Source organism: Pantoea sp. Cy-640, assembly GCF_011752635.1.
Classification (GTDB): domain Bacteria; phylum Pseudomonadota; class Gammaproteobacteria; order Enterobacterales; family Enterobacteriaceae; genus Pantoea; species Pantoea dispersa.
The window spans coordinates 285,694-311,663 of the sequence record NZ_VWXB01000003.1 but is presented as its reverse complement, the minus strand read 5'-3'; the positions used below and the strand labels follow the sequence as shown (position 1 = coordinate 311,663).

The 25,970-nt window shown below is 52.2% G+C and carries 18 protein-coding genes, 1 tRNA gene and 1 pseudogene; 1 reads left to right on the top strand and 19 read right to left on the bottom strand.

Annotated features, from left to right (window positions below; genetic code table 11):
* The first annotated feature begins 68 nt into the window (after positions 1–68).
* A tRNA-Arg gene (locus F3J36_RS10280) sits at positions 69–143 on the top strand.
* Between the two features lie 34 nt (positions 144–177).
* Here the strand turns inward: F3J36_RS10280 and F3J36_RS10275 are convergent.
* The 19 genes and pseudogenes from F3J36_RS10275 to hcp form a co-directional block, all read right to left on the bottom strand.
* Positions 178–1,542 (bottom strand): VasL domain-containing protein, encoded by a 1,365-nt coding sequence (locus F3J36_RS10275; protein ID WP_166719630.1) that lies wholly within the window; start codon positions 1,540–1,542, stop codon positions 178–180.
* 54 nt (positions 1,543–1,596) lie between these two features.
* A pseudogene (locus F3J36_RS24200) lies at positions 1,597–2,377 on the bottom strand (GIY-YIG nuclease family protein); the annotation flags it as partial.
* A gap of 103 nt (positions 2,378–2,480) precedes the next feature.
* Positions 2,481–3,245: a transcriptional regulator gene (locus F3J36_RS10265; RefSeq protein ID WP_247653169.1), complete on the bottom strand. Its 765-nt coding sequence runs from the start codon at positions 3,243–3,245 to the stop codon at positions 2,481–2,483.
* A gap of 68 nt (positions 3,246–3,313) precedes the next feature.
* Positions 3,314–3,952 carry a hypothetical protein gene (locus F3J36_RS10260; RefSeq protein WP_166719629.1) on the bottom strand — a complete coding sequence of 213 codons (639 nt, stop codon included), beginning with the start codon at positions 3,950–3,952 and terminating at the stop codon, positions 3,314–3,316.
* A gap of 822 nt (positions 3,953–4,774) precedes the next feature.
* Positions 4,775–5,230, bottom strand: a complete 456-nt coding sequence (tssE, locus tag F3J36_RS10255; protein ID WP_132464946.1) for a type VI secretion system baseplate subunit TssE — start codon at positions 5,228–5,230, stop codon at positions 4,775–4,777.
* Positions 5,230–5,775, bottom strand: coding sequence for a type VI secretion system lipoprotein TssJ (gene tssJ, locus F3J36_RS10250; RefSeq protein WP_166719628.1), 546 nt, complete (start codon positions 5,773–5,775; stop codon positions 5,230–5,232). Before tssJ ends, tssE begins: the two co-directional genes overlap by 1 nt.
* The gene (gene tssG, locus F3J36_RS10245) at positions 5,753–6,838 is read right to left on the bottom strand and encodes a type VI secretion system baseplate subunit TssG (protein WP_166719627.1); all 1,086 of its coding nucleotides are present in this window, start codon (positions 6,836–6,838) and stop codon (positions 5,753–5,755) included. Before tssG ends, tssJ begins: the two co-directional genes overlap by 23 nt.
* Positions 6,802–8,556 carry a type VI secretion system baseplate subunit TssF gene (gene tssF, locus F3J36_RS10240; protein ID WP_166719626.1) on the bottom strand — a complete coding sequence of 585 codons (1,755 nt, stop codon included), beginning with the start codon at positions 8,554–8,556 and terminating at the stop codon, positions 6,802–6,804. The genes tssG and tssF overlap by 37 nt, the downstream gene beginning before the upstream one ends.
* 88 nt (positions 8,557–8,644) lie before the next feature.
* On the bottom strand, positions 8,645–9,073 hold the full coding sequence (locus tag F3J36_RS10235) for a hypothetical protein (protein WP_166719625.1): 429 nt from the start codon (positions 9,071–9,073) through the stop codon (positions 8,645–8,647).
* Positions 9,074–9,075: 2 nt separating this feature from the next.
* Positions 9,076–10,347, bottom strand: coding sequence for a PAAR domain-containing protein (locus tag F3J36_RS10230; protein ID WP_166719624.1), 1,272 nt, complete (start codon positions 10,345–10,347; stop codon positions 9,076–9,078).
* Positions 10,348–10,377: 30 nt separating this feature from the next.
* Entirely contained in the window at positions 10,378–11,979 is a 1,602-nt protein-coding gene (gene tssA / locus F3J36_RS10225; protein ID WP_166719623.1) for a type VI secretion system protein TssA, read from the bottom strand.
* Positions 11,976–15,446, bottom strand: a complete 3,471-nt coding sequence (locus F3J36_RS10220; RefSeq protein WP_166719622.1) for an ImcF-related family protein — start codon at positions 15,444–15,446, stop codon at positions 11,976–11,978. Before F3J36_RS10220 ends, tssA begins: the two co-directional genes overlap by 4 nt.
* Complete coding sequence (locus tag F3J36_RS10215; RefSeq protein WP_166719621.1) at positions 15,443–16,651, bottom strand: hypothetical protein; 1,209 nt, start codon at positions 16,649–16,651, stop codon at positions 15,443–15,445. Before F3J36_RS10215 ends, F3J36_RS10220 begins: the two co-directional genes overlap by 4 nt.
* Positions 16,652–16,692: 41 nt before the next feature.
* Complete coding sequence (locus F3J36_RS10210) at positions 16,693–17,082, bottom strand: hypothetical protein (RefSeq protein ID WP_166719620.1); 390 nt, start codon at positions 17,080–17,082, stop codon at positions 16,693–16,695.
* 383 nt (positions 17,083–17,465) lie between these two features.
* A complete protein-coding gene (locus tag F3J36_RS24195) occupies positions 17,466–17,921 on the bottom strand; it encodes a hypothetical protein (protein ID WP_247653168.1) in 456 nt (151 codons plus the stop codon).
* Positions 17,922–17,931: 10 nt separating this feature from the next.
* The gene (locus F3J36_RS10200) at positions 17,932–20,118 is read right to left on the bottom strand and encodes a M23 family metallopeptidase (protein ID WP_166719619.1); all 2,187 of its coding nucleotides are present in this window, start codon (positions 20,116–20,118) and stop codon (positions 17,932–17,934) included.
* 14 nt (positions 20,119–20,132) lie between these two features.
* A complete protein-coding gene (locus tag F3J36_RS10195) occupies positions 20,133–22,484 on the bottom strand; it encodes a type VI secretion system Vgr family protein (RefSeq protein ID WP_166719618.1) in 2,352 nt (783 codons plus the stop codon).
* On the bottom strand, positions 22,481–25,138 hold the full coding sequence (tssH, locus tag F3J36_RS10190; protein ID WP_166719617.1) for a type VI secretion system ATPase TssH: 2,658 nt from the start codon (positions 25,136–25,138) through the stop codon (positions 22,481–22,483). Before tssH ends, F3J36_RS10195 begins: the two co-directional genes overlap by 4 nt.
* Before the next feature lie 338 nt (positions 25,139–25,476).
* On the bottom strand, positions 25,477–25,968 hold the full coding sequence (gene hcp / locus F3J36_RS10185) for a type VI secretion system effector Hcp (RefSeq protein WP_166719616.1): 492 nt from the start codon (positions 25,966–25,968) through the stop codon (positions 25,477–25,479).
* Positions 25,969–25,970: the final 2 nt, after the last annotated feature.

The window sequence follows — 25,970 nt, the reverse complement described above, 5'->3', positions numbered from 1 at the left end:
ACACTTTGAGCAAACAGGCGGCCCACGGTTAAAATCCCCTGCACGGTGCGCTATACTGCGCGCCGCACGTCTCCTTAGTTAAATGGATATAACGAGCCCCTCCTAAGGGCTAGTTGCAGGTTCGATTCCTGCAGGGGACACCAGTAACGACTCTTCTGCTTTGGTTTACCGCTTCGCTTATTGGTCCTCTCCCTCTGCTACCCCAACGCTGTTTTTCATCTGCCACAAGGTGTAAATCTGCGATCGCAGGTGCTGTTCGAGCTGGCGGATAAGCTGTTGCCGCTGGGGCGCACTGGCTGGTAGCGAGTGAATTTGCCGCAATTGTTCCTCAATGGGCTCAGCCTGCTGAAAACGGGTCATCATGACAAATACCGAGGACTTCAGCTCACTCACCGTGATGTATTTTCCTTTTTGCTCATCCAGGCCATTCAGCCGCTCGCTTAACTGTGCCAGCTTCATCATCCCCTGATGCCAGGCCGCAAGGTTTTGCGCTGGCAACGTGCTGGCCTCAAGCTGATGCTGCCACCGAGCTGATAACGAACCCGCCTGTTCCGGCCACAGCACCTGCGCCTGCTCCACCAGCTGCTGGCCATACGCAATATTCCAGTCGGGCGCGAGTTGTTCCAGACGAGATAACTGCTGCTGCGTGTCGGCGATCAAGGCTGATGGTAAGGACGTCCGCTGCCGCAGCACATCCCGCTGCTGTGACGTGAGTGTGGCGGGCACAGGAGCCAGCGATGCCACCAGCTGAGCCTGCAGTGGATCGGGCCGGTGCAGATATTGCCAGCCGCCCACCGCGGCCATGCTGATTAGCAGCATGGTAAACATCCCGGCACTGAAAAATTGCCACTTATTACTACGGGACAGCGCCGCTGTCTGCACCTTTATCTTTGGCTGATGTTGCTGCTGCGCGACATACACCCATCTGGCGCTATGCGGGGTTTTCGTTTCATGCGGGTGTGCGGATATCGCCCCGTTATCTAGCGTGGTGCCGGGCAAGATGTCGCTGGTCGTATCGTCACGGCTTTCCAGCCTGGCGGCACTGTTGTGCATCAGAGCACGCAATGTATCAAGCTGGCTAAGATGTTTAAGCTCCAGCCGCTGTAACACGGTCCCCAGGCGGGTAAGCAGTTGTTCAGCACGATAAAGCTGACTCAGATCGTCATAATTCAGGGAAAGGGTGCGCATCTGCTGCTGCACGCGCTGGCTCAGGCTGGTGAGAATGTCCATGCGCGCGTGGATCGGTTGCGGCCACAGCACACCCCATTGATGACTCACCAGCGCTTCCAGTAGCGCCAGACCTTCATTCAATCCGATCAAACCAGCCAGTTGCAGGCGGGCAAGCGTGTACCAGGCCGCGGTCTGCAACTCCACTCCGTTTTGTTCGAACAGCGAAAGACAGCGTTGTTCAACATAAAGCCAGTCTATATCTGGCCGTGCCGGATGGGTCAATTTGCTCAGCTCTTCACGCAGAGCAGCATAATCCGGCAGCTTACGCGGGTCGCTGCCGGTTTTAACTTTACGTTGGGAAAGATTGTTCATGGCCAGATATCCATATGGCGTAGTTGAAGCAATGGCAATTATTATTTATGCGGCTTAACTTTCTACATACTCAAGGGCTTGCAAATACTGCAAAGCTATCGGATCTGCAAGGTATTCCACCAGCTCATGATGGCGTTCCACTTCATCGATAATGCGACTGAGTACGATGCGGAAAAACTTTTTACGCAGGTGGATCCTGTTAATCCGGTAACTTTCCAAATATTCATGCAGGGTCTTTTCAAGTGCGGGTGCGTCATCGCATGAACTCATAGCGTGAACATCAAAATAAAAAGGTACGGCAGTTCCACTCGTTTTTTTACGCGCTTCTTGGGTTTCAGTCGTCATTTCATGCCAATTTTGAAGACATTTTCACCGAAGGATCCAATATTCGAAATCATATACACATGTCCCTGTTTTGGAAGCTGAACCATAGATTTGACACGTTCATATTGCTGGTGTACCTCCTGAATTTTCTGCTCCAGCGCCAGGCGCTGCCTTTCCAGCTCTTCCCTGTGGGCACCTTCGGCAGCGAGCAGGGCTTCTTCCTGTAAACACTGCTGCTCAGCAAGACGTTACTCTTCCTCTTCCGCTTCGCGCTGTTGCTGGTCCAACTCATCCTGACGCTGTTTCTCTTCCCGCATCTGATGCTTAATCTCAGCCTGATACTCTTTGTCTTCCTGCGCTTTTTCAGCAGGACAACTTTATCCAGAAACTACTGCCTGACGCCTTCCCAGGCAGCATTATCTTCAAGTTCCAGAAAGGTGATTTTCTCACTAAAGGCAGAGTAAGCCTCTCTTTTCCTAATCAGCTGGTCGCATTTACTTTGCCAGTTATTCTTACGAATATTTTGGGTTCGGCAATAGCAATGCGCTGCATTTTTCATCCATTTTTAAAGTAATAGTGACAACCAATGAAGGGAATGATTAGTGCTTACTGATTTAGATATTTTTACAAGTTTTCCAATCAAAATCACCACCCCCTCTAAAATTCTGTTTAGGATAGTTATCAGGCAGCGTCAGGGACCATCCTTTTAGCCTTGATACGCAAACAACAACAGGAAAAAGGGAATAATCTATTGACTCACCAATGAACTGAGCTTTACCTATATTGCTCAGGAATTTATCACCTCGATTCCAAATTGCTTTTCTTAGTCGAATATTCCACTCTCGATAACTTATGCCAGCAATATATCTCCCTTGTCCATTTTCGTTTGTTTTCTTCCAATTAACCTCGCCACCATCACTTAAATATTGCCATATTGCATAGCGCTCAAGTTCAAATTGACTGGGTAATTCACTGGCGTGTGCAGAATTAACATGGTCAAGCAAATGCGGGTCTGCCAGCAACATAGCCATTGCTTTATGCATATAACCAAGCATGATTTCAGGATGCTCCGGCAATCCTTCTTCAGCATTAAACAAGCTAAGATACGATAAATAAAGTGCATCATTTTGCACTGTTCTTCCGTTATCTTTAGCTGTTGCAACTATTTTTGCAGCACGATATTGCAAACTCCCCCAGGATTCTGCGCCGCTGATTGGTCTGTAACGATGAGGATAAAGATTTCCTGTAAGGAATCCTTCTGCAGATTTTAGATCCCCGTTGTCCATTGCTGAAACTGCCCGAGCATGATCGGAAAGTGTCAATGTATTATTTTTAATATTTTTTGCAGTATTGATTATAGGTATGCATCCGGAAGACATAACACTAGAAAACACCACAAAAAAAAGCAGAAATCGCGACCCTTTTAATTTTATCCATGAGCTTCCCTTTACTTATATATATATTGCGTTGTTATTTGATATGGTTCAAGTGTAAGCAAGACAACTGTGCGGCCTTTTTCGTAGTCGCTCTGCCATTTTGGGCAATTTGTTATTTTGCTAACATCCAGACCTTTAGTATACCACTCCTTCTGTTTTCTCTTACATTCAGAAAGGCTTTTATAAAAATTCCTCTTGTCAGTAACTGTCTCTTCTTTATTTTTAGCCAGACCATATTGATTTTTCAGAAATTTAGTTTGTTTTTGATAAATCTCAAGCCCCTCTTTTCCATTATCAACTCTCGCTAATTTATTTTTGTTATCATGCTGTTCATCGACTGATGCTGTAAATACGGCACCTATCAGTCCGGCTTTCTTGTCAAAATATAAAATCACATGCTGGAATTCATTAGCATTCAATTCAGATGGTTCTACCACTGCAGAGATTAGGTTAGGATCCATCCCTGCGTAGTTAATATCCTGGACTTCTAATGAGTACAACGGAATATTCCTTGCCTCATCGTAACTCATACCCCACCTTAAATTGTATGGCGCTGATGGTTCACCATCGTGATTAACACTGGCAACTGCGGCTACAAATATAGACGAAAGGAAACACGCCACTACTATCATTAACTTTACTTTTTTCATTACCATCTCTCTTTTTAATACACCTATTTGAAATCACCTATCATTCAGCAATGAATGCATCAGTGATCAACTTTTATAACATCAGTCCTTTTATCTGCCACCGATGATAAGTTGGCCATTTTAATAATTCGGACATCAACCGGGGCAAGACGGTCTTAAGCCCCTATATTTCTGATATCCTGATTACAACACATGCTCCACGATAACAACATTCTGGCGCAGTGGTTACTGAGTAAAAAAATCAACATTAAGCACCGAAAAATTGATTAAACATTCAATTTATTTGGATTATCATTGCCATCTGATAGGTCACACTACTTTCAATTGGTTAAATGATTCACTTTGGCGAACAGAAACACCTTCAGATTTCAGGATGGGATTTACACAGGTTTACTTGCTATATTTTCAATGCATCAAATACTTTCTCATTACTAAGGAAATCAGCGCAATTTCATTTCACATCATTAAATTACAATCAAAAAAATAGTAGCTCCCTATTTATTGACATGGATTTGCACTCGTGAGTGGCGACAAGAATTAACAAGGCAGACATTATGATGGAGATATCAGCACCTGATCTATAATAAAAAAAATAACAGTAGATGCTGACGCACAGCTTGCTACAGCAAAGAAAAATCAACATATAGTTTTGTTTATGTATTACTAAGTGGCTCCATTTCCTGCATTCTAATGTCATTTTTTCACACATAAGGTCCGGCCGTATTTAGCCATTTTGATAATTCATGGGACGTCCGAATCATGCCCATCGCACGACATCACTTGCTGCCAGTTTTTGTTACGGATATTCATTCACTAACTGGGCTAAACTCTGGCCTGGTGAGCAAGATACTGCTGCTGCTTAAGATGCCTCAACAGAACACGTCCCTCGGGCATAAACTCGGTGCCATAGCGTACGAGGCCAATGCCTTTCAATTCAGCATCAATGGCATAACGCAACTCGCCGGGGACATTCTGCTCCAGCAGTACCACTCTGATACTTTTCAGGCGCGGCTCATACCTGAGCAGAACAGCAGACAGGGTGCCAATCAGCTCATGGGCAGTACCCGGCATGCCCTGAAGGATTTTGGTCATATCGGGCAGACCATAGTCCGGCAAATGCGCCAGCGTGCCGGCGCGGCAGTTGAGGATGCGCTGCATGTTATCGAGCACGGACAAAATCACCTGATTTTGTTCGCTGACCTGATCGAGAGCCAGGCCGCCAGTGAAGTTGCCGGTGAGCATTTCATACAGCGAAGGTGTGTTATGTCCCTGGGGCATCAGTCGTCCTTGAGCGGTTGCAGCGTCAGATGGTTGTTACCGGCTTCCAGAATGCGCGGCTTATCCGGGTCGAGGTCTTCACGCCCTATGACCAGCTTCCAGGTGTTGTTAACCCTATCCGGATGGCGGAACAGCCCTGCCACGGCGACAAACTGCGCATCTTCTTCCATTGGCATATCGAGGTTCGCATCACCGCCAGGTTTTACCACTACATCCCGGGTCGCCAGCAGATCGGCTTTCAGGATCGTGTCGCCATCCCTGAGGAGCTGCTGATAGACCGTTTTGTCGAAGGTTTTACGGTCTTTCAGCTGCCAGACACGAATAACCACCGGCTCAGACAGCGAGTTACTTTCACGGGAATCAGTGTTCAGCGCCTCACGGGCGGTGAAATCCAGGTGAAGCACCTTAATCTTTTTGTAAAACACGGCGTTAAATGCCGATTTGGTGCCATCGGTGATCCCCTGCGTCACTCCACACCCCGCCAGGCTGAACGCCAGTAGCGCAGGAAGCAAGCATGCGGATTTAATCAAACTTGTACGTAACACGTCGGTTTCCTTGTTGTGATGATGCAGGCTCCAGCCCGGCGTAATAACCCAGTTCCGTGGTAAAGGTCTGCGGAAAATCCTCCGGGATATCTTCGTCTTGCGCGCCCAGAACGCCATTCATCCCCAGCCAGAATGGGCCTTCGCCGAGCGGCGGCGCAACCAGCAGGCGGATTCGGGTGGTCAGGGTGATTTTTGCTTTAAAGCGCCAGCCGAGATACACCCGCAGCATCACCATAAAGTCCTGATACAGCAGGCCGTCCGGTTTCCAGCCCTGTGATTCCTGCTCGTTATCGGTGGACAGAGCAATCAGCAGCTGGCTGTTGGCATCCATCGCCTCTTCACCCAGCGGTGTGTTGCCATCCAGCAGAAAATCGTCATCGCCGTAAAAGCCCAGCGGCTGGCTGACTGCCACTGGTCGCAGGCAATACGGGCTCACCTGCACCGTCGTGTCGGGTGCCAGCAGGCTCACCAGGGCCTGTATTCCCTCCTGGGTTTTACCTGGCTGTTGCAGCACACCCAGCAGCGCCAGAAATCGGGACACCGGGGTGGCGATGTGCTCTGCGGTGCCCGGTATCCCCAGTCCCACCAGACCCAGCAGTGACTGCGAGATAGTATCAGTACCGCCGGGCTCAAAGGTGGCCGGGTAGGAGTATTTACGCCAGATACGGTAAAACTGCGTCAGGATACGGTGGCTGAAGATATCCAGAAAACCCTGCAGCGCTTCGTGACCTTCGCGACGCTGAGTGATGTCATCGAGATAGGCGGTCGGCAAGGGGGAATCAACCCCGTACATCCCCATAAAGGTCGTGCGGATGAGCGGTGGCTTGCTGTCATCCTCCTCGTCATATTCGACAGCCTTCAATTCGCTGGCCGGAAATCCCATCCCCGGATGTGGCGCAAACCGCACCGGGTCATCCGCCGGGTGGCTGGTCGAGCCCATCAGCGGCCTGCCAGGATTACGCTTCTCCAGCAGCTGGCATAAGCGGTAAAAGTTGATGCGGTGAAGGTCGGCTTCCAGCCGCGGGGTCAGCCGGGAATGCGGCGGTTGTGCTTCTCTTCCCATTCCAGGCGCTCTCCGGTCGGTTGCAGGATGATAATCAGGCGGTTGAACAGATAGATATCGGTATACAGCGCAAAGAAGCGGCTCAGCATCTCGCCGAACAGACAGATGTCGCCGCGCCCGGCAAAGCCGTGACTGTCCAGCGTCACCTCAATCTGCACACCGCGTACCAGATAGCCCTGTTCGAAACGCTCGGTTTCGCGGTGCTTCACGTCAATAATGGCTTCCAGCCGACGGCGGTTCATCTCACTGTCGGTCCATTCGTACAGCGCCAGCGTCCCGCGCAGCACGTCGGCGTTGTCCATCATCGACAGGAATCCGCTGCCGAGATGGCTCAGCACGCGCCAGTGGAAACGGTCCTGCGCCGGTGGATAACAGGGTAGTGTCGGCGCACACAGGTTACGCACGGCGATACTGGCTGAGGTGGTTTTCATCACCGTATCAAGCACCGTGCTCTGCAGAGCTCGTCGTGGCAGTTGGCCGTTGGTGCCGGTGAGCGTCAGCGACAGGCTTTCGTCTTCCGGCACCGTGTGGTTATCAAACGCTTCACCGCCAAGGATAAGCCAGGTGTTATGCAGTCCGGACGGACCGCGACGTACGCGAGTGTGGTAGTAATATTCGGGGGCCTGATGGCGCATCATGCCGCCTTTGTGGCGAAAGCTCGAAAACGGCACGTAGGTATGCTGGCTGGATGACATCACCGAATCCACCGCATAAATCTCGGTATGACCATCCTGCACGCGCATCGGACGCAGCATGTATTCGGTCTGCAGGGAGTTGAGCGTCAGCGGGTCTGACTCCAGCGGGAACAGGTTAATCACCGGCACACAGTTCAGGCGCAGATGCTTTTCGGTAAAGCTGAAGTCATGTTCCCAGCGCGCCGCCAGCACCACGTCGATTTCAAACCAGGGGAGCTCAGCCGGAAAGACCACGGTCTCCAGCCCACGCAGGCCCGTGAACATGAATTTCTCGCGGAAGGTGAAATACTCCAGCAACAGCTGATAGCCGCTGAAACTGCTGCTGCCCTTCGGCCACAGGTCGTCGTTATCGCCAAAGCCCAGCGCGGTGAAATACCCGTCGAGCGGTCTTGTGTCCATGTCACCCGGCAGGCGCAGCCACAGGCGGGCGACATTCATGGTGAAGGCTTCATGCATGGCACAGGCAAGCGGCGCATCGGCGTTGAAATACAGCGGAATACAGCTCAGGTCGATGCGCGTCCAGTCAGCCAGGTCACTGCAGTGAAAACGCAGATTGATAACCGAACGCCCGTCAGGGTCAGTCGACAGACGGGCATGTTCCAGCGACAACGGTTGAAGAGTCATCTCTTTGGTGGTGGTATACCGGCAGCGCGTGCCCTTCTCGCCGATCGGCCGCGAGTTCACCTCAAAACCTTTGACGATGCGCATCGGCTCTTTCATCTCGCGCCAGTCAGGGGTGAATTCCACCACCGACATGGACGGAATGGTACGCAGGTAATGTGGCCACAGCAGGCTGACCAGCCCTTCGGTCAGTTCAGGTAGGTCGTCATCAAGCTTCTCGCGCAGCCGGCCCATCAGGAAGGCAAAGCCCTCGAACAGCCGCTCCACGTACGGGTCGCGCGCACCTGCTTTATCGAGATTGAGCATTGCCGCCTGCTCGGGGTGAGCACGGGCAAACTCTTCACCGGCTTCCAGCAGGTAGCGCATTTCAGCGTCGTAATAACGCAGGGTTAAGTCATCCATATTTATTCTGCTTAGTAAATTGCTGCGTGTTAAACACTGAAGCAGACTCCGGGAGCCTGCACGGGTAATCATAGAGTCAAGAGAACCTTCAATGCTGAATACAAAGGGATGGCTTTATGGCATATTTTCTTGCCATGCCAGGCATCCAACCCGAAGGGATCCCCTGGCATTCTGTGTAACCTTTATGCATTAAAGATGTTGTGTATTTTTCTTGAAAGATAAACATCCCCAGGAAAGTTAACCCCAGGATAATAAACGTGGTTTTCAGTAATTTTTTACCTGATGCAATGGTTATCTGCCTCCCGGTAAAAATAACAGGAAAAACCACCACCAATAACGGTGAGAAAAAAAAGAAAAATGCGGCAGCAAAAGTCACCCAAAAAGAAAAGTTAACGACATCGGGGTAAGAAAGGTATTCACGCAACTTAAAAATACCGAGATATGAAATCCCGATAGAAATCACCAGGAAGAATACCACCCCGAAAAATGCAATTACACGTTGTTTAAGAGGATACATTATTAATAATCCATTGGAATAATTTCTTGTAGCGTTTCACGCAGGTATTTCCTGGTTTCTGCAATCACAAACTCTCTCCCGGTCCGTAGCATCCCATCCAGATACATAGCTCCAAGATCCCAGAATCCGTCCTCTATCTCGCGAGCTTTATCAACAAACTCCTGTTGTGCATTTTCAATAAATTCAACTAGTTTATCAGTAACTTTAAAGTGATCGTCAAGTACGTTCAATGCGATGCTCGCCCCAAGACCAACAAGTACGACAGCCACGATCGGGCCAATAACAAATGGAGTCATTGTCAATAAGGCACCGGCCCCCCAACTGACAGCAGACGCTATACCGATTTTTACAACATCTGTTGCCAGCGAGCTTATAAATTCAGCCAGACTGGTATCATCATTCATTATGAAATCAATAGTACGATACGCGAGAGCGAAATAAAATGTTATAACAGTGCCTTCGGCAATGGCACTTTTAACACCAAACTTCCCAATCCCCAAGCTGACGACCTTGGGATTTTTAAGCGCATATACAGGTGCGTTTAATATTTTTCGTATCCCTGCATATCCAGTAAGCTTTATGAGCTCAGTTCCATTTTTATTTACGTACACTGTAGATTTAATGTCATACAGTTTTAAATCGGCAATAAGCATGGTTGTTGTAATGGCATCTTTAATACCCAGGCCATAATTTACTGCAATCTGTCCCGGCTGACTTTGTGTCAGGTCCACCCAACCATTTTTGTAAACCCCCCATGACGACAGTATTTCATATACTTCGCCGAGGGTAAGTAGCATAACTTCCTGGCTATTGGCCTGTAGCATGGCCCTTAACTTACTATCCGGGAAGTTACGTGTATTACGTAATGCCGGGTAATCAGGCACAAACCCTGTCGGCTTTTGCTCACCGGTCAGATAACCAGGCAATTCAGGAGAAGTTTGCGTCGGAGCCGCTGTAAAGCCTGCTGCCGATTCTCCAGCGGAAGCTCCACTGCTCTTCTCGTACGTATCATTCATCATCGATGGAATAAACTTCGCCTTACAGGGGCAGGTACTGTAGCTGTCGAGGGTTCCGGCCATTCGCCTGTCGTGTATGGTATCGTTGTCGATGCCACCGGCTATCTTGAATAGTCCGGCATGCTTCCCGCAGGTCACACTGTCCTGCTCCCGGGCCACAGGTTTATCAAACAGAGTATGATCCTCTGCACCTGTGGTAATTCTCCCACCGCAGGTCGTTTTGTCGCCCTGCACCAGATAAAAGCCTTCCGCTGCCATATTTTTCCCTTTAGCTGAATTCTGTCCGGGTTAGCCGCAAAGCACTGCACTGCTTGCCGGATCGAGCGCAATCAGACCCGCCAGAAGCTGGTCCATCTCTGGCTGTAACCGTGATTTATCAGTTTCACTGCGTGTGGCTTTCATGCGTAGCAGTCTGAGGCGGCGCGATTTCACTTCAAACAGCAATGCCGGTGTCCACTGCGTGAGGGTAATTGACTGTGCGGCACTGTCGAGCTCTCCCAGCAGATGCAGGGCCAGTTCATTTTTGCCCTTCTGCTCGGCCACGCGGGCCATCAGCAAACGCAGCAACCATCTGTCTTTTGTCGAGTCGGTGCCCTGGCGTGTCTGTAGCCAGCGAAGCGTGGCATCCAGACCGTCGGTGTCGGCTTTATCCAGCGCTTCCGGCTCAAGCGCCAGAATATCGTTGTCATCCGTGCTGGCGGCGCTGACCGGCTCATCCCGCCAGCCGGAAATGTCGTCCAGTACGCTCTGGTTTATCCAGTTCAGCGTCACTTCATCGGCAAACGGCGTACCGTCATTAAAGGCCAGGGTTTCAAGCCCGGTAAGGCGACGCAGTAATCCTTTCAGGTCGGCGGCGATGATCCCGGCAAGCACCTCCTGCCCCGATTTCATCAGCGCCTGGTGGATATACCACTGCAAATCCAGCCAGAGGTGATTAGCGCCACGCGAAAAGGCGCTGTCTGCCTGCTCCAGTATTTCGCCCCAGCTCTGCTGCAGATACAGACGTTTGAGCATGGCACGCTGGTCTGCGCGAGGCGGATCTATACGGGTTTTGCCTTGTGCATCCGGGGCAGGAATGCTGTGCAACGTGTCATGACGCAGACTTTTCATCAGCCGGTGGGCGGCAAGCCAGCCATCGGGTTGCTCACGCAGATATCCGGTCAGGGTGCGGGCCTGGGCCAGCAAATCCTGACCGGAGGTGATGCGGCTCAGCACTGGCGCATCTGGCTCCGTCACAGGCGTGGAGAACTGTGACGGAGCCTTATCACCTGCATTCTGCGGTACCACGGCATCCACACCACCGGCCTTTATCAGGCGGGATTCCAGCGCGCTGTACAAGGCATTCAGCTCTGGCCGCGATGCTTCCGGCTCTGTATCCAGGCTGTCGCGCAACAGCAGCAGCGCACCGGCAGTGCGCAGTGCATGGTCGCGAATCACTTCCGGCCAGAGTGACAGGCTGTCCAGAACGCGGGAGCCTGCGAGCCACTCCAGCGCCGGTTTACGGCTCCGCTCGCGCTGAGGATGAAGCTGCGTGCCATAACGCTGTAGCAATCCCGCCAGCAGCTCAAGTCCTTCGGCAAAACCGGCTTCGCCGTCCTGGTGCAGGCGCGCCCAGCAGTAATAAGTCGCAATGCGGATATCTTTGGCCGCAGTGGTCAGCAGTTTTTCGGCAAGCGTACAAATCAACCCGGTATCAATGCCGGAGAGCTTATTGACCTCTTCACGGATACGCTGAAAATCATCATCATAGCCCGGGTCTTCACCGGTCGGACAGATACCACTTACCGGCGCAAGCCAGGGCTGCCAGTTTTCCGTGCATGTCTGCGCCTGCCGCCGCAGCTCAGTTTCGTCAGCCTGACAGGCGGTGACCAGATTCTGCAGTGTGCTCATTCTTCGACCTCCTCCATGTCACTGTTTGCGGTGTCAGCCATCAGCGCCTGCGCGGTGGCTGCGCTGTCGACACTGAATATCTGATCCGGCAGCGTGAAACCACGCAGATCCAGCAACGCCAGCGGACCTTTTCCGAGTTGTGAGCGCAGCACCCACTGCAAAGTGCGACCGTCCGGGGCAGTAAAGCTCATCATCCACTGGCTGCGGTCAAGCTGCTGGCGTCTGCCCTGGTCCAGCCAGCGAATAAAGCCCCAGGTTCCGCTGTAATCCCCGTACAGACGCGCCCCGGCGTTGACTGAGGTCCAGGTCAGCATCGACCCCGGCTTGTAAGTGTCACCCGGCCAGCGGAAGCTCTGCCAGTCGGCCATCTGGTTGAAGTAGTGCAGCTTTTGTCCATCAATAATCAGCTGGGTTTCCACTACCTGCGGTACAGGACGCGCCTGCAGCTCAAAGCTGATGCCCTGGCTGCCATCGGTGAACAGAATGTCTGACAGTTGGCTCAGCTGATTAATCGCCCGCAGCAAGGCCGGGTTAAAGCTCAGCCCCTGGCTGTTGACCTTATCCGGCACCCACTGGCTGCCCTCTTTGTGCAGCACTCCGTTGAGCTCTGTCGTCAGGAAGCGCTCGATACGCCCGCTGTCCTTGCGCACAAATTCAGCCAGCATGGGTAAAGAGGCATCACTTTTGCTGGCGGCAAACGGGAAACGTCCGTCAAAGGCAGTTTGCCAGTTGGCGACAATCGAGCGGCTCCATTTATCATTCAGGCTCGCCGCCGACGGCTGAAGCACGGTCTCCCAGGCCTGAGTCAGAGGCTGGACAAACATCGTGCTGCCAAAACCACTCCACTCTTCGCCCAGACTTGCTGAAATCAGACTGCCGTACTGCTGGGTGTCGGTCAGATCCACACTTTTGCCCTGGAACACGGTCTGCGCCAGAGTCTGCATCATTGCCTGCGGATCAGAGGCGCTGGCCACCTGCTGCAGGCGCAGGCGCACGCGGGTGATGCGTGTCAGATACGTCTGCAGGCTCAGTGAAGTGTCCGCCGACATAACGTTGCTGCCTTTGTTTTTACCTAAAAGCTGAAGCAGTGGGCCAAAGGTGTCATCCAGCGGGCCCTGCGGCCCTGATGCAGACTGGTCAATCGCTGGCTTGTCCTGTCCACTTACGAGATCTTTAGCCGATTTGATAATGGAATCCGACAGACTTTCGCTGTGCTGGCCGGTCTGCCCCTGCCAGGCAATCGTATTCATCAGGGCAATCAGTGGCGACTGGCGGACATCGCTCATCAGCGTCAGCTGGTCGGTAACGTCTGCGATGTTGTTAGCAGGATTAAGTCGCAGACTGTTAAGGAAGCTGAGCCAGCTACCGGCAAAGTCGGTGAAGTAACGTTGCGTCAGACGTGCTTTCAGGGCCTCCGGCGACAGGTCTGAAGAGACCGCTTTCCGGCTGTCACTCAGCACCCAGTCAATTTCATCCCGACGGGAGTTGGCGGCCTTTTCGATAGCCTGCTGAATACCGCCCTCCCACGCCTGCCGGGTAAACATGCCCGGTACTACTTCATCAGTGGTGAACAGGCGGCGGGCATCAGTACCGCTGGTCATGTCTTCCAGCGACACATCGGCAAAGTTACGCCGCACCGATGTGAGCATGTTTTCATACAGCGTGCTTTCGGCGTTGCGCCGGCCAATCTGTTGCAACAAAACCTGGCGGCTCTGGCTCACCAGCTGCGCATCCGGGGTGATTTTCCACTGTGGTTGCCCGGGCAGTTCGTTGATGTAGAAAGCCCACAAATCCGGCGCCAGGCTTTGCCACAGACCGGTTGAAATGCCCTTTCGCGTCGGCTGCACAGTTTTCATGGTCTGGGCGTAATACGCGCCATCGGCTTTATCCGGACGCGCCATCATCAGCCAGGCCTTCAGCTGGTCATAGCCCAGCGTCGCCAGCTGAGCGCGCCGATCGCTGTTCGGTTCGGAATTCGCCAGCGCATTGAGTTTTTTAGTCAGCGCAGCACTGGCCGGATTGCGGATCAGGCGATTGTTCGCCACGCCATACCAGGGCAGCAATGCATCGAGCAGCTGCGGGTTATGGTCCAGGCCAAAGCGCTGATACCAGGGAGCGCCTTCCTGAATACGGTGCTGCAGGCGGCCGGCATGATTACGCAGCGTATGCAGCGCCGTCAGCTGCTCATCCGATACCGCAGGATGCTCCACCAGGGCATGGGCCTGCTCAGCAACAGAAACGATCTGCTGACGGTTGACCGCGAACGACAGCAGCGTTCCCGCACCCCAGATACCCATGATGGCCATCAGCGTCCAGGCAAGCGTCTGTTCCCACGCCATACCGACTCGGCGGCCACGAACACGGATACAGTCGTCCACGATGCCCTGCCAGGTCACTGGCAAAGTCAGCGCATGGCGTTGTGATTGCGGGATATATTTCTCAGCGTCGGCTGTTCCCTCTGTCGGATGAATAGAGTGACTGTCCGGCAGGCTGAACATCAGACCACGCAGCGGAACGCGCTGCTGGGAGGCTGTCAGCCATGGCACCAGTTGCTGGACCCAGCGGGCGATACCGCCGTCTTTGAGGTGCTGACCCAGACGCAGCAGGAAGTCGTGGCCGTTGTTCTCAGCGACCTGACTCACCCCCTGCGTCCGTAGGCCAGACAGCATCCGTTCAAGCTGACGACAAATATCGTCAGGCTCAGCACGCAGAGGAAAAGTAGCTCCTACCGTCTGTTCAGTGCGTTTTGCCTGCGACCAGGCGCTGTCGCACAGCTGCCACAAATAAACCGGGGCGGAATAGCGCAGCAGTTCGCTGATTTTTTCCAGGCCGCGTAAATCGTTGTCACTGATTTGCGGAGTCAGATTAAACGACTGCGGCATGACGCGGACAATCCCGTCCAGCGGGCGCCCGCGGCGCAGTTTACGCAGCGCGGTGTATTCTTCCTTATCGGGCTCAGCAGTCAGGCTGCCGCCATAAATCAGAACGGTACGGTTACCTTCCAGCCACTGGTTTTCCTTCAGGCCAGGAATCAGCTGTTCGATTGCTGCCTCATCGCCAGTGACTAATAACAGACGGGTTTTACGACGCCAGTAAAGGCCAATACGGGCGCGGAGATGTCCCCGAATCTTGTTACACATGGCCACCGCAGGGTGAACAGGTGCTTTATCATTTTCCCGTTGCTTTTTCTCATCATCACCTTTGGTGTTGTCGACAAGCGCATTAAACTCCTGCTTACCGGCACTACGCACCGCCGCCAGAAGCACCACGGATACGATAAGGGCACAGCCTGAAATACATCCGCCGGCAATAAGCCAGTAAATTTGCTGCTGACTACCGTCTTCAATCCCGGCTATATCCGGATGCTTCCAGACCATGAGCGTCATAACGGCTAACAGCAAAAAGAAAATCAATGCGACAGCAAGATAGCGGCCTTCCGTAGTCTTCGGTGCTAAAGGTAGCTTCACGGATCCATCTCCTGTCGGGAAGCAATCGGGGTAATGAGCGTGCTCCACAGCACATTCTGTGTGGTATCACCGCAGATAATCATCTGTGGTGACTGAGTTTGTCGGGCGATTTCAGTGGCGGCGGCGATAGCCAGCCAGGGGGCCGCGGCACCGGCATGTCCCATGGAGATATCGAGCGAAACGACCGCTTCGTCCTCTACAGACTGCGCTGGGTGCGCATTCTGGCACTTAATAACTTCTGCACGCTGCTCACCTTTCAGCCCGGCGAGCCATAAATTTTTCACGATATTTTCTTTAAGCGGGACGTTATAAGCGGCCATGTTCATCCCCTCACTCAATTCACCGGTTGGAGCAGCATCTGGCCGGTGTAGCAACGCGAGAGGTTCAAGTGTCTTCTGGGTCAGGCGGTTGCCAAGAAGCAGAGCAACGGCTGCTTCAGCAGTATTGTTTGAAATAACCGGATCAATCTGGAGACCAACAATCAATAACATTGCATCATCTTTAAAGCGGTGATCCAGCCAGTGGCTGACTACCCCCAGGCCATTGCTGTCTGTGTACTCAAACGCGCAGGTTATGCCACTCTCCTGCCAGGCTTCCTGCCAGATATTTCTGACAGCAGGGAGTGACAGAGATGACGAGGCATCGAGGATGACAACAAGCGAAGCGTTCTCCGGAAACTGGTGAACGGGAAGATCTGCAATGAGCTCAGAGAACAGACGTGAGATGACCAATCCAGGAGTATCTTCTGGTTCTGCCGTAATACGGCTTAGCCTCCTGCTTTTTTCGCCTTTCCAGTCCGACTGCGAAATGATAATGCTGTGATTATTGAGCATATCATCAGCGACAGAACGCTGTTCATCTTCCACATGGGCTGTAATAAATGTCGTATTCAACACCTGAAGCGCACGACGAGCCCTGCGGGTTTCACTCAAGATCCATTGCTCCCGACGCCGGTCAAAACCATTCGCTTTACTGTCCTGTAATGACCAGGCCCACATGCGAATAGTGAAACTCACAATCCACACAACTAATGGTATACCTATAGCCAGCATCCAGAAGTGACTGTTATCGATGTATCGTCCGAATATCCGCATAAGAATCACGCTGATGACCAGCATCGCAACCAATACGGCAAGCCAACGGGATATTTTAGGTGATACTTGCCGGGGATAACATTTCGGAAGATCTTTCAGGGAATACGACATTCACACTCTCATGCTTTAAAATTTCCAAACTTTAACTAAGGCTAGTCATCATCAAATGAAATGCTCTCAAGCAATTTCAATGTTTCTTTAGATAGATCTTCACCTTTATTATCCGAAGAATTAACACCAGAACCACATAGGGCATTATTTTTATGTATTAAACAAAAATAAACACTCTGGCCTGGCGTTCCATCTTTAAGTTTCGCCATGGCATTAACAGCCATAAAACCAGATACATCTTTGCTTTTAACCTGAAATAGAGACAGATGATTTGCCTTCCCATTTTTCACATATGTAGCATCCGGAATTGATTTCCATACCTTATTCTTGCAGTCATAAACAATTTTATTATCAGCGGCACTAACACTGACCCCCTTGTTGTTAACCTGCTGTACATCATATCCTGCTTCAAATGCTTCACCAGAATACATGCAAGTCCACTCCGATATTGGTGATTTTTTTGGAAGTACTCATCATCAGACAATGCGGGGTATTTAAAATCAATAAAATGCATATTGCATGCATCAAAATTGGATGACGACGAAATGTCGGCACTTGAATCAGATGACAGGGTTCTGGTTACAGATACAAATCCTGCATTAGCAGTAAGAACAGAAGCCATAGAGAAAAAACCGAAACCGATAATGAATGGCATGCAAAATTTTTTCATAACATTATATTCTGTGCTTACATACCTACATGGATGCCCTAATGACTATGAAATTTAACTTTTCCCCAGGCTTCGATCATTGATACAATTCTTCAATTAAATATATCTTTAACTCTATATATCTCTTTTACATATCGAATGCAGTTATTTAAGACTTTTGAGGGGGATAGAGCATGACTTTGGAGTGTTATCGTCATAAATCATATTAATCAGATCATGACCTTCAATTCTTACGTTAACAAAGTCATCGCCGCATGTTGGCTTTATCTCTTTGAACTTGTTGTCGGCAGGAGAAAAGACAAAAAACCTATAAATTTTATAAGTGCCCATTCCCTCATCCAGATGCCAAATACTAAAATCTTTATAGCCATCACGATTGTAATCTTCAAATGTAATGTGATTTTTTTTCTCCGATGACACATCAACATTTTCTTGATTAACTTCCTTGCCGGCTTCTGAAACTGATACTTCCAACGAAGCATTATCTTTCAGCAAAACCTTAGCAGAAATTTTTTTTGCACTATTAACATCTAAAATATCATCATCACAACCAAATGCAATTTTGGTAAAAATGAACAAAAAGAAAAAAGCATATTTCATAGTAATACCTTTATGATTTTATTAAGTCTACAACAATGCGAGACTTTCCAGTAGGACTTACGCTAACCGTGGTGTTAGTATTTACTTCATCCATCAAATAAAGCCCTATAAATTTTGAGTACGCTTGCCTTTCATAGTATCCATTGGACCCTCCATTAACCAAACGATTAATTAACCCAACATTGTCCGCAGTAAAATCTTCATCTGCGACTCTGTTCATTGACGTTTTGTGTTTATAGACTTTTGAAGCCCAATAAAAGCCTCCAGAATCACAAGCGTTGTATGAATCTTCAGCCACAATATCGGGATCAAATCCTGGAGACCATCGGAACAAAGTACCACCATCATCGGGATGGACTGTATAATGAGTTGAGACTGCAGTAAGCCTAGGGGTATCAGTGTGTAATCTATCAGTATATGAGCCTGAGTGATTTGGAAAACTTCGGTATTCACCGTAGGTTTTATACAGTCCAGCCCATGTAAGTTGCATAATCCCTCTGCCATAAAAAACAGTATAATACTCTGTGGCTGGATTCACTGAGTTATAACGACCAAACCCCCACTCATGTAATAACCTTCTGCTGCCACCTAAATCTCTCCACTGCGCAGTTTCTAGTAATGTCTGAGGTAAGAAGAATGATATTCTTTTCTTATCTCCTCCAATATATTTTCTAATATTTAAATTCAAAGAGTCATAATGTGACTCAATTCTACTTTTAGCATGGGTATGATTTATTGAATATACGCTTGCAGGCTGCTTTTGAGCCGTTCTTGGGTTGCCGCTTGATGAGTAAAATAAGTACTTCGGAAATGTGGAGGCTAACTCATCAAGACTCATCCAACTACAATTCCTAAAATGTTCAATAAATGCCTTTGGTTCAAAATGCCACAAGCTCCCGCTACTAAGTTCCGCAGAGTCAAAACACAACGCTTCGGCATGAGCCTTGAATTTTGCATAATCTTCTTGCGTCATCGGATCATGCTCTTCACTACCCATTTTCAGCCACGAGAAGCGGGTGTCGATTGTGTTTTTTTCCCATTCGAACGGGAAATGACAGATTAACTTTCCGCACTGGTTATCGAACTCACCGCTTTCCTGTAGTTTCTTGATAGCGGCTGAATTACACTGGCTGTCGCTGTCACTATCGTCATCGACCAATTGCCAGCCCGTCCAGTGAGGGAAATCAGCGTCACTAAACTTTTTAATGCTGGAGTCAGCAAGATTGACCACCCCTTTTCCTCCCGGGTAACTGACCGTCATCCATAATGGCGCGTCTGCCGGCACCAGTGTTTCATGCTCAGTATTGATTACCCGTCCAAAACGGAGTAATTCGAATCCGGCACTTGGGCTCTCCTTATAATTCCGCATCGCGGTTTTATAGAGATTATATTCGTAGTCTTTGCCATCAGCATTCACCAGTGGCTCGCCCAGCAGATCATATTTCTCATCAACCTGCGTATTTTTCTCCCGCGTTACCATCGTACAGTTGCCTTGGGCCAGAGTCATGCTGGCATACAGAGGCGCATTGCTGGTATAGAGCTCAGAAAGTCCGGTGATAGACGTGCTGTTATCTGCTGGGGCCTTGTCATAAAACTTTGTCTGCGGAGGCAGATAAAAATGAATATCACCGTAAACCGCATCAGTGCGGCCATTCTTCGAAATATCCAGCTCTCCTGTTTTCCTGCCTGTGAGCTTACTGGTGTTGTCGTCGTCGCAGAATACCTGGAAGTGGAACGCATTCACTCCATCCACCACCCCGGGAGTACCCAACGGATCTTTACGATAAACTTTCTCACCTTCCTTAACAGTTTCAGCCAGCGACTTCAGGTGCATGTAGAGGGAGTAGAAAACTACTTTTGCTTCATCACCGCTGCCGATCTCAGTTTCATGCTTTATCAGCACATAACCATCATCACTGCCTTTAGAGTTCGGCTTATCAGCATTGAGATTCAGTGGTGCCTGATCACGTTTGTCGGAGCTATTACGCAGTGAAACGACGGTGCCATCTGCAATCGCCCGCACTTTCTCCGCAGGCCTTCCCTCGTCAGTGTGATGGATATGGATCCCACCATGCCACGAGCCATAGATGTTTACCGGAAAATCACGACCATCAACAACGGTCATCACTCTCTCAATCCAGGCCACATCAGTTTCATGAGCTTCTTTCGCTTTAAGAAGCGGTGGGCTGATAATCATAGACTGACTCCCTGTCAGGAAAATATGAATTTACTGGAAGGTTCTGTGGTTTCAGCAGCCACATTCGGAAAGTCTTCTTGTTTGCTGGCCTTTTCTTTTCGCCCGTAGTGCCCGGCTTTAGTCCGGTACTCACCCTGAGTGGCAGATTCAATACCATTGGCATCAAGGGTGATATAGCTTCCACCCCCGTTGATCGTGACCTGCTTCCTGGCAATAATTTCGATACGATCTTCAGTACTGACGACGCTGATTTCTCCACGAGCGATGAGCTCCATCAAATCATTCTGTGCCTGGATCTTCACCGGCCCCTGGTTCGCGATGAGCTTGATCCCCAGCTTGCGAACAAACACACTCAGGGCATTACCTACCCCGATGAACAGATTTTTCACCACGCTGACGTCGGCATTTTTACCGGCAGTGGCTATCAGGTTCTCACCAGCAGATACCTGCAGATGTTGTCCGCTGGTCAGCGCCATTCCATCCGGTGCGCTGAGCAGCAGTACCGATTTTTTGAGGTCCGTCAGCTGCTGTTCCAGCAGTTTAATTTGCGCCTGGAGATCGGCCGGGTTCGCGGTCGCCTTCTGCGCATCATCGGAGATGGACGTCATCTGCTCCCGGGCATCACCCAGATTGCTGACCGCCGGCTGCATCTCCAGCACCTGGCCCTGTGCTTTCGTCTGGCCATCAGCGCTGATAAACATCCCTTTCTGTGCCCGGATGGCGCCCCAGCTGTCGGTTCTGAGCTCGAAACCCTCCCCACGCTTCTGCTTTTCGCCGTCGACCAGGTGCCCCAGATTCAGCTGGCTCTTGCCGCCGTACTCGGTGCTGACCTTGACATGCTCTTTTCCGCGCTCGTCGTCGAGGCGGATTTTGTTGTTCGCCGGCGTGCGCAGCACGTTGCGTTTGTAGTTGCGGATGGTGACGTGGTCGCCGTGCGCCGAGTCGTGCAGCACGCCGGCGATGTACGGCCGGTCCGGGTTACCGTCCTCAAAGCCAATCGCCACTTCGGTGCCCGCCAGCAGCGGCAGGTGCAGACCGTAAGTGTCGCCGGCATACGGGCGGGACTGGCGCACCCACAGGCTCTCAAACCCGGTTTCCCGGTTATCCCGGTCAAACAGCATGTTGACGCGATAGCGGCCGTCTTTATCGATGTGGCCGTAGGTGTCATTCTCGGTGGTGCTGGTGACGCGGGCTGGTAATGTGCCGGCCATCACCGGGCGTGAGCCTGGCTCAGGACGGAAACTAAAATCCGTGCTGTCCGGGATCCCGTCAAAATGCACTTCAAAATCCCGGTCACGCCGCGCATGGCTGCGCATCGCCGTGATGACAACGCCCTGAGCAAACACCTCGGCCACTTCATACCCACCGGTGACGTTGAGCACCTGGCCCGGAGAGAGGGTCAGGCAGCTGGTGATGGCATGGGTCCGGGTCTGGCCATTCAGGTAGCGCTCATGACGAATGCGGGCATAGAACGCCCCCGACTCCGCAGCCGGATTGCGGTCGTATGTATTACCCTGGGTAAGGTAGTTGTCCCCCCAGTGGTAGGCATCTCCACAGGTGGTGGCATCCCCGCGGGTCACATCAACCTCGGTATTCATGTCATCCGTGGCCTGGCGGTAGTTGTAGTCGCGGGTGCTGACCTGCTTCTGCACCACGTTATGATGGCTCTCCATGCCCCACACCGCGTCCACTCCGTCTGAATGCTGGCCCGACGGCGGCACTGAGGGCAGCGTCAGGCCTTTTTCATACCCCTGCTGACCGTCGTAAAACTCCACCACGTCGATGTTCAGACGTGTATCCGTGGTAAAGCGAAACCAGATACCCACCTCACCCAGCAGGCGGGTAATGAAGCGCAGGTCATCCTCGCCGTACTGCATCACCTGCTCACGGCGCGGGTACTCTTTTGAGAGCGAGAACAGAAAATCCTGACCGCGCAGGGTGTGACGCTCGCGCAGGATTTTTTCCACAATCTGCGGCACCGACATGTCCTGATAAATGGCGTTCTGATGCGAACGGTCGAGCAGCGCCAGGCGTGGCTGCAGCGTCAGGGCATAATGGGTCTCATCTTTTGAGGTGTTGAGGCGTTCAAAGCCGCTCACCACGCCCTGAAGGGTGCGCACCGCCTGCTGCATTTTGATGCCGTAACCCTGGTCAACCGGGGCCTGCAGCGTCAGGGAGGCCGCTTTCATCAGCATCATCTCTTTGCTGATTGCATGGTCAGAGCTGGTGAATTCAATACGGTAGCTGAACGGCCGGCTGAGCGCTTCATCGCCTTCAAACGCCAGTACATCGAGCCCGGCTTCACATCCCTTCACCGATAACTGGTGATGGCTGTGGCTGAATCTGATCGGGAGACGGGTGTTCATGCGTTATCTCCTTCAGTCCGGTCAAACTCCAGCCCGATCCCCTCTTCCTCGCTCCAGCTCAGCCATAGCGACTGTGGTTTCTGTCTGGCGGCCATGTGTCTCAGCAGTTGCTGACTCAGCACCGGCAAAATCTGCTGATTGAGCAGGCTGTCAACGTTGCGCGCGCCGGTATCCGGCAGCAGGCAGGCGGCGGTCAGCGCGTCATACAGGCTCTCATCAATGTGCGTGTTCAAACCGTAGTGACGATGTAAGCGCTTGCTGACCTGTGACAGCTTCATTTCCACGATGGTACGCATGGCGGCCTCAGCCAGCGGGCGATAAATCACCGTCTGGAAGCGCGCCAGCAGCGCCGGCTGGAAGTGGTCGCGCAATATCGGGCGCAGCAGCTCGTGGAGATTACCTTCGCTGGCCTCCGGCTGTTCGCTGAGCAGCTGCATCAGATGGTCGCTACCAAGGTTGGAGGTCATCAGGATCACGGTGTTGCGGAAGTCAATTTCACGCCCTTCGCCGTCGCGCATAAAGCCGCGATCAAACACCTGATAGAACAGGTTCATCACGTCACGGTGCGCCTTTTCCACCTCATCGAGCAGTACCACGCTGTACGGGCGCTTACGTACCGCTTCGGTGAGGATGCCGCCCTGACCGTAACCCACGTAGCCCGGCGGTGAGCCTTTCAACTGGGAAACAGTGTGCGGCTCCTGGTACTCGGACAGGTTGATGGTAATCAGCGATTTTTCACCGCCGTACAGCACATCCGCCAGCGCCAGCGCGGTTTCGGTTTTACCGACGCCGCTCGAACCGACCAGCAGGAACACGCCCTGCGGGCCGTTCTCTGACGTGAGTCCGGTCTTCGCCGCGCGCAGGCGCCGGGCGATGGCGGTCAGCGCCACGTCCTGCCCGACCACACGCTGGCCGATTTCGTTTTCCAGCGTCAGCAGTTCGGTTTGCTCGTCTTTCATCAGCGAAGACAGCGGCACGCCGGTCCAGTCGGCAATCACATTCGCGACGGTGCGGGTGTCCACATCCACCTGAACCAGCACATCGCCCTGCTGCGCCTGTTCAAGCTGCTGTTGCAGGTCGGCAACGTCAGCCTGCTGGCTGATGTCCTGGCGGCTGATCATCAGTTGCTGTGCCAGCGCCTTTTCGTGGCTGAAACGTGCTTCCTGCTCTTCGATGCGCGTCTCCAGTTCAGTCCGCTGCTGCTCAATGACACCCAGGCGGTCATCGTGACGGTTGCTGCCGGCGGCGATATCTTCCCGCAGCGCCTGCGCTTCCAGTGCCAGTGCGGTCAGTTGTGCTGTCAGGCGCACAATTTGTTCTGGCACGGTATCAAGACTCATCCGCACACGTGCGGCGGCGGTATCCAGCAAATCAACCGCCTTGTCCGGCAGCTGGCGGCCCGTCAGATAGCGGCGGGAAAGCGTAACGGCTGCGCGTACTGCATCATCAGTGATATGCACGTTGTGGTGTTCGGCGTAGCGGGCTTTCAGTCCGCGCAGCATCAGGCAGGCGGTGTCGTCGTCCGGCTCGTCGACCTTCACCATCTGAAAGCGGCGCTCCAGCGCGGCATCGCGTTCGAAGTATTGCTTGTATTCAGACCAGGTAGTGGCGGCGATGGTACGCAGTTCGCCACGAGCGAGTGCCGGTTTCAGCAGGTTGGCGGCATCCGCGCCGCCGGCCTGGTTGCCGGCGCCAATGATAGTGTGCGCTTCATCGATAAACAGCAGAATCGGTACCGGGGACTGCTGCACCGCATCAATGACGTTTTTCAGGCGCTGTTCGAATTCGCCCTTCACGCCTGCGCCCGCCTGCAACAGGCCGAGGTCGAGGGTGCGCAGAATAACCGGCTTCAGGCTTTCCGGAACGTTGCCTTCAGCGATACGTAAAGCCAGGCCTTCCACCAGCGCGGTTTTACCGACGCCCGGTTCACCGACCAGAATCGGGTTGTTCTTGCGGCGACGCGAGAGAATATCCACCATCTGGCGGATCTCCGTATCGCGCCCAAAAACCGGGTCGATTTTGCCTTCTCTGGCTTTGGCAGTAACGTCGAGCGTGAATTTATCGAGTGCGTTCTGCAGCGCTGGATTGAGTTCGCCGTCCTTTATGGCCGCGCCGACCGGGTGCCCGACAAACTCCACCTCACCACCATAACTCTGCGCAAGTTCCGCTGCCTGTTGCCGTTCCGGGCGTTCCTCCGACTGCCCATCAAGCAGCGGACGCAGACGATCCAGCTGACTGTGGCCCAGCGTCAGCAGCGGCCACAGCCCGTCACAGCGCACCAGTTTCTGTTTATCAACCAGCGCCATCAGCAGATGGACGCTGCGGATCTGTTCCTCACCGTTGAGAGAAGCAATCAGCCAGGCTTCCTGCATCAGTGTCTGAAGAGTGTCAGACAATTGCGGACGCTGACGGACTGAACGTGGCAGTTTATCCAGCCAGGCAAGCAAATCCTGCCATAGCATATCCATATCCCACTCATAGCGGCGTGCCAGCACCGTCAGGTCACCTTCCCCCTGTTCGAGCAGCTTCAGCAGCCAGTGCTCCGGCAAAATTTCCGCATGCGCGCGGGTCTGACACAGGGAGGCGGCGGCTTCCAGTGCCTGCGCGCAGAATGGGTTAAGACGACGCAGAAGCGCGGCTGACTGACTGTCCATAGCAAAAATCTCCTGATTAGGGGCACGCTACCGCCCATCGCTGTAAACCAAAGCGCATAAGGCAGCAGGAAAGAAGGAAATGACTTGTGATTTCACCCGCCGCGAATGAAATCACCAGACATCTGACAGAATGCGTATCACGGTCGCGAACAAGGCAACACGGCCGAATTTGGGCGGCCAGAATGCCGCCCCCACGACGCCATCACACAGTCGATTACGCTAAATAGTTCGTGTCGCAGGAAGGCGGCAAGCTCATCCGCCCCGGGAGCATAGATAACTATGTGACCGGGGCGGACGAGTGCGGCCAACGCACCTGCGGCACGAAATATGACGCGTAATCAGGCGGTGGCGCGTTCGTTCCAGCTATCTGAATGAATGATGTTGCCGTCTTTATAGGTCCAGGTGATTTTTTCGTAGCGCAGTTCGATCTGCTCAAGGTGGTTGTGCTTCTCGAAAGAAGGATTTTTGATGTCATGCATTACCGGATTCACTTTCACGACTTTCACGTTTTCCAGTTTGGTGTTGAAGTACTCCACTTCCTGGCCCGCGTCGTTGATTTTGTACCACTTGAATTCCGCATACTTCAGGGTCTGCCCGGTGGTCACCGCCTTGTACAGGTAAGGACTGGAGGAGTCGATTTCCTTGGTGAACAGGAACGGGGTATGGATACGGGTACCGGTCAGCTTGCCGGTGTTGTTGTCGGTCGGGATGTACAGGTTATGCTGCTGTGCCACCACTTCGATGCTGCCTTCACGATCCTGAACGTCCACAGAACCTTTGATGTCCGCACCACCGTCGTCTTTCAGCCAAAGATAAACAGGGATTGCCATGG

Coding starts and splice junctions, on each gene's coding strand:
- F3J36_RS10275 (WP_166719630.1), bottom strand. CDS start 1,542: ATGAACAATCTTTCCCAACGTAAAGTTAAAACCGGCAGCGACCCGCGT.
- F3J36_RS10230 (WP_166719624.1), bottom strand. CDS start 10,347: ATGGCAGCGGAAGGCTTTTATCTGGTGCAGGGCGACAAAACGACCTGC.
- tssE (WP_132464946.1), bottom strand. CDS start 5,230: ATGCCCCAGGGACATAACACACCTTCGCTGTATGAAATGCTCACCGGC.
- F3J36_RS10215 (WP_166719621.1), bottom strand. CDS start 16,651: ATGTCGTATTCCCTGAAAGATCTTCCGAAATGTTATCCCCGGCAAGTA.
- tssF (WP_166719626.1), bottom strand. CDS start 8,556: ATGGATGACTTAACCCTGCGTTATTACGACGCTGAAATGCGCTACCTG.
- F3J36_RS10195 (WP_166719618.1), bottom strand. CDS start 22,484: ATGAACACCCGTCTCCCGATCAGATTCAGCCACAGCCATCACCAGTTA.
- F3J36_RS10265 (WP_247653169.1), bottom strand. CDS start 3,245: ATGTCTTCCGGATGCATACCTATAATCAATACTGCAAAAAATATTAAA.
- F3J36_RS10235 (WP_166719625.1), bottom strand. CDS start 9,073: ATGTATCCTCTTAAACAACGTGTAATTGCATTTTTCGGGGTGGTATTC.
- F3J36_RS24195 (WP_247653168.1), bottom strand. CDS start 17,921: ATGAAATATGCTTTTTTCTTTTTGTTCATTTTTACCAAAATTGCATTT.
- F3J36_RS10200 (WP_166719619.1), bottom strand. CDS start 20,118: ATGATTATCAGCCCACCGCTTCTTAAAGCGAAAGAAGCTCATGAAACT.
- hcp (WP_166719616.1), bottom strand. CDS start 25,968: ATGGCAATCCCTGTTTATCTTTGGCTGAAAGACGACGGTGGTGCGGAC.
- F3J36_RS10210 (WP_166719620.1), bottom strand. CDS start 17,082: ATGTATTCTGGTGAAGCATTTGAAGCAGGATATGATGTACAGCAGGTT.
- tssH (WP_166719617.1), bottom strand. CDS start 25,138: ATGGACAGTCAGTCAGCCGCGCTTCTGCGTCGTCTTAACCCATTCTGC.
- F3J36_RS10260 (WP_166719629.1), bottom strand. CDS start 3,952: ATGAAAAAAGTAAAGTTAATGATAGTAGTGGCGTGTTTCCTTTCGTCT.
- tssA (WP_166719623.1), bottom strand. CDS start 11,979: ATGAGCACACTGCAGAATCTGGTCACCGCCTGTCAGGCTGACGAAACT.
- tssG (WP_166719627.1), bottom strand. CDS start 6,838: ATGGGAAGAGAAGCACAACCGCCGCATTCCCGGCTGACCCCGCGGCTG.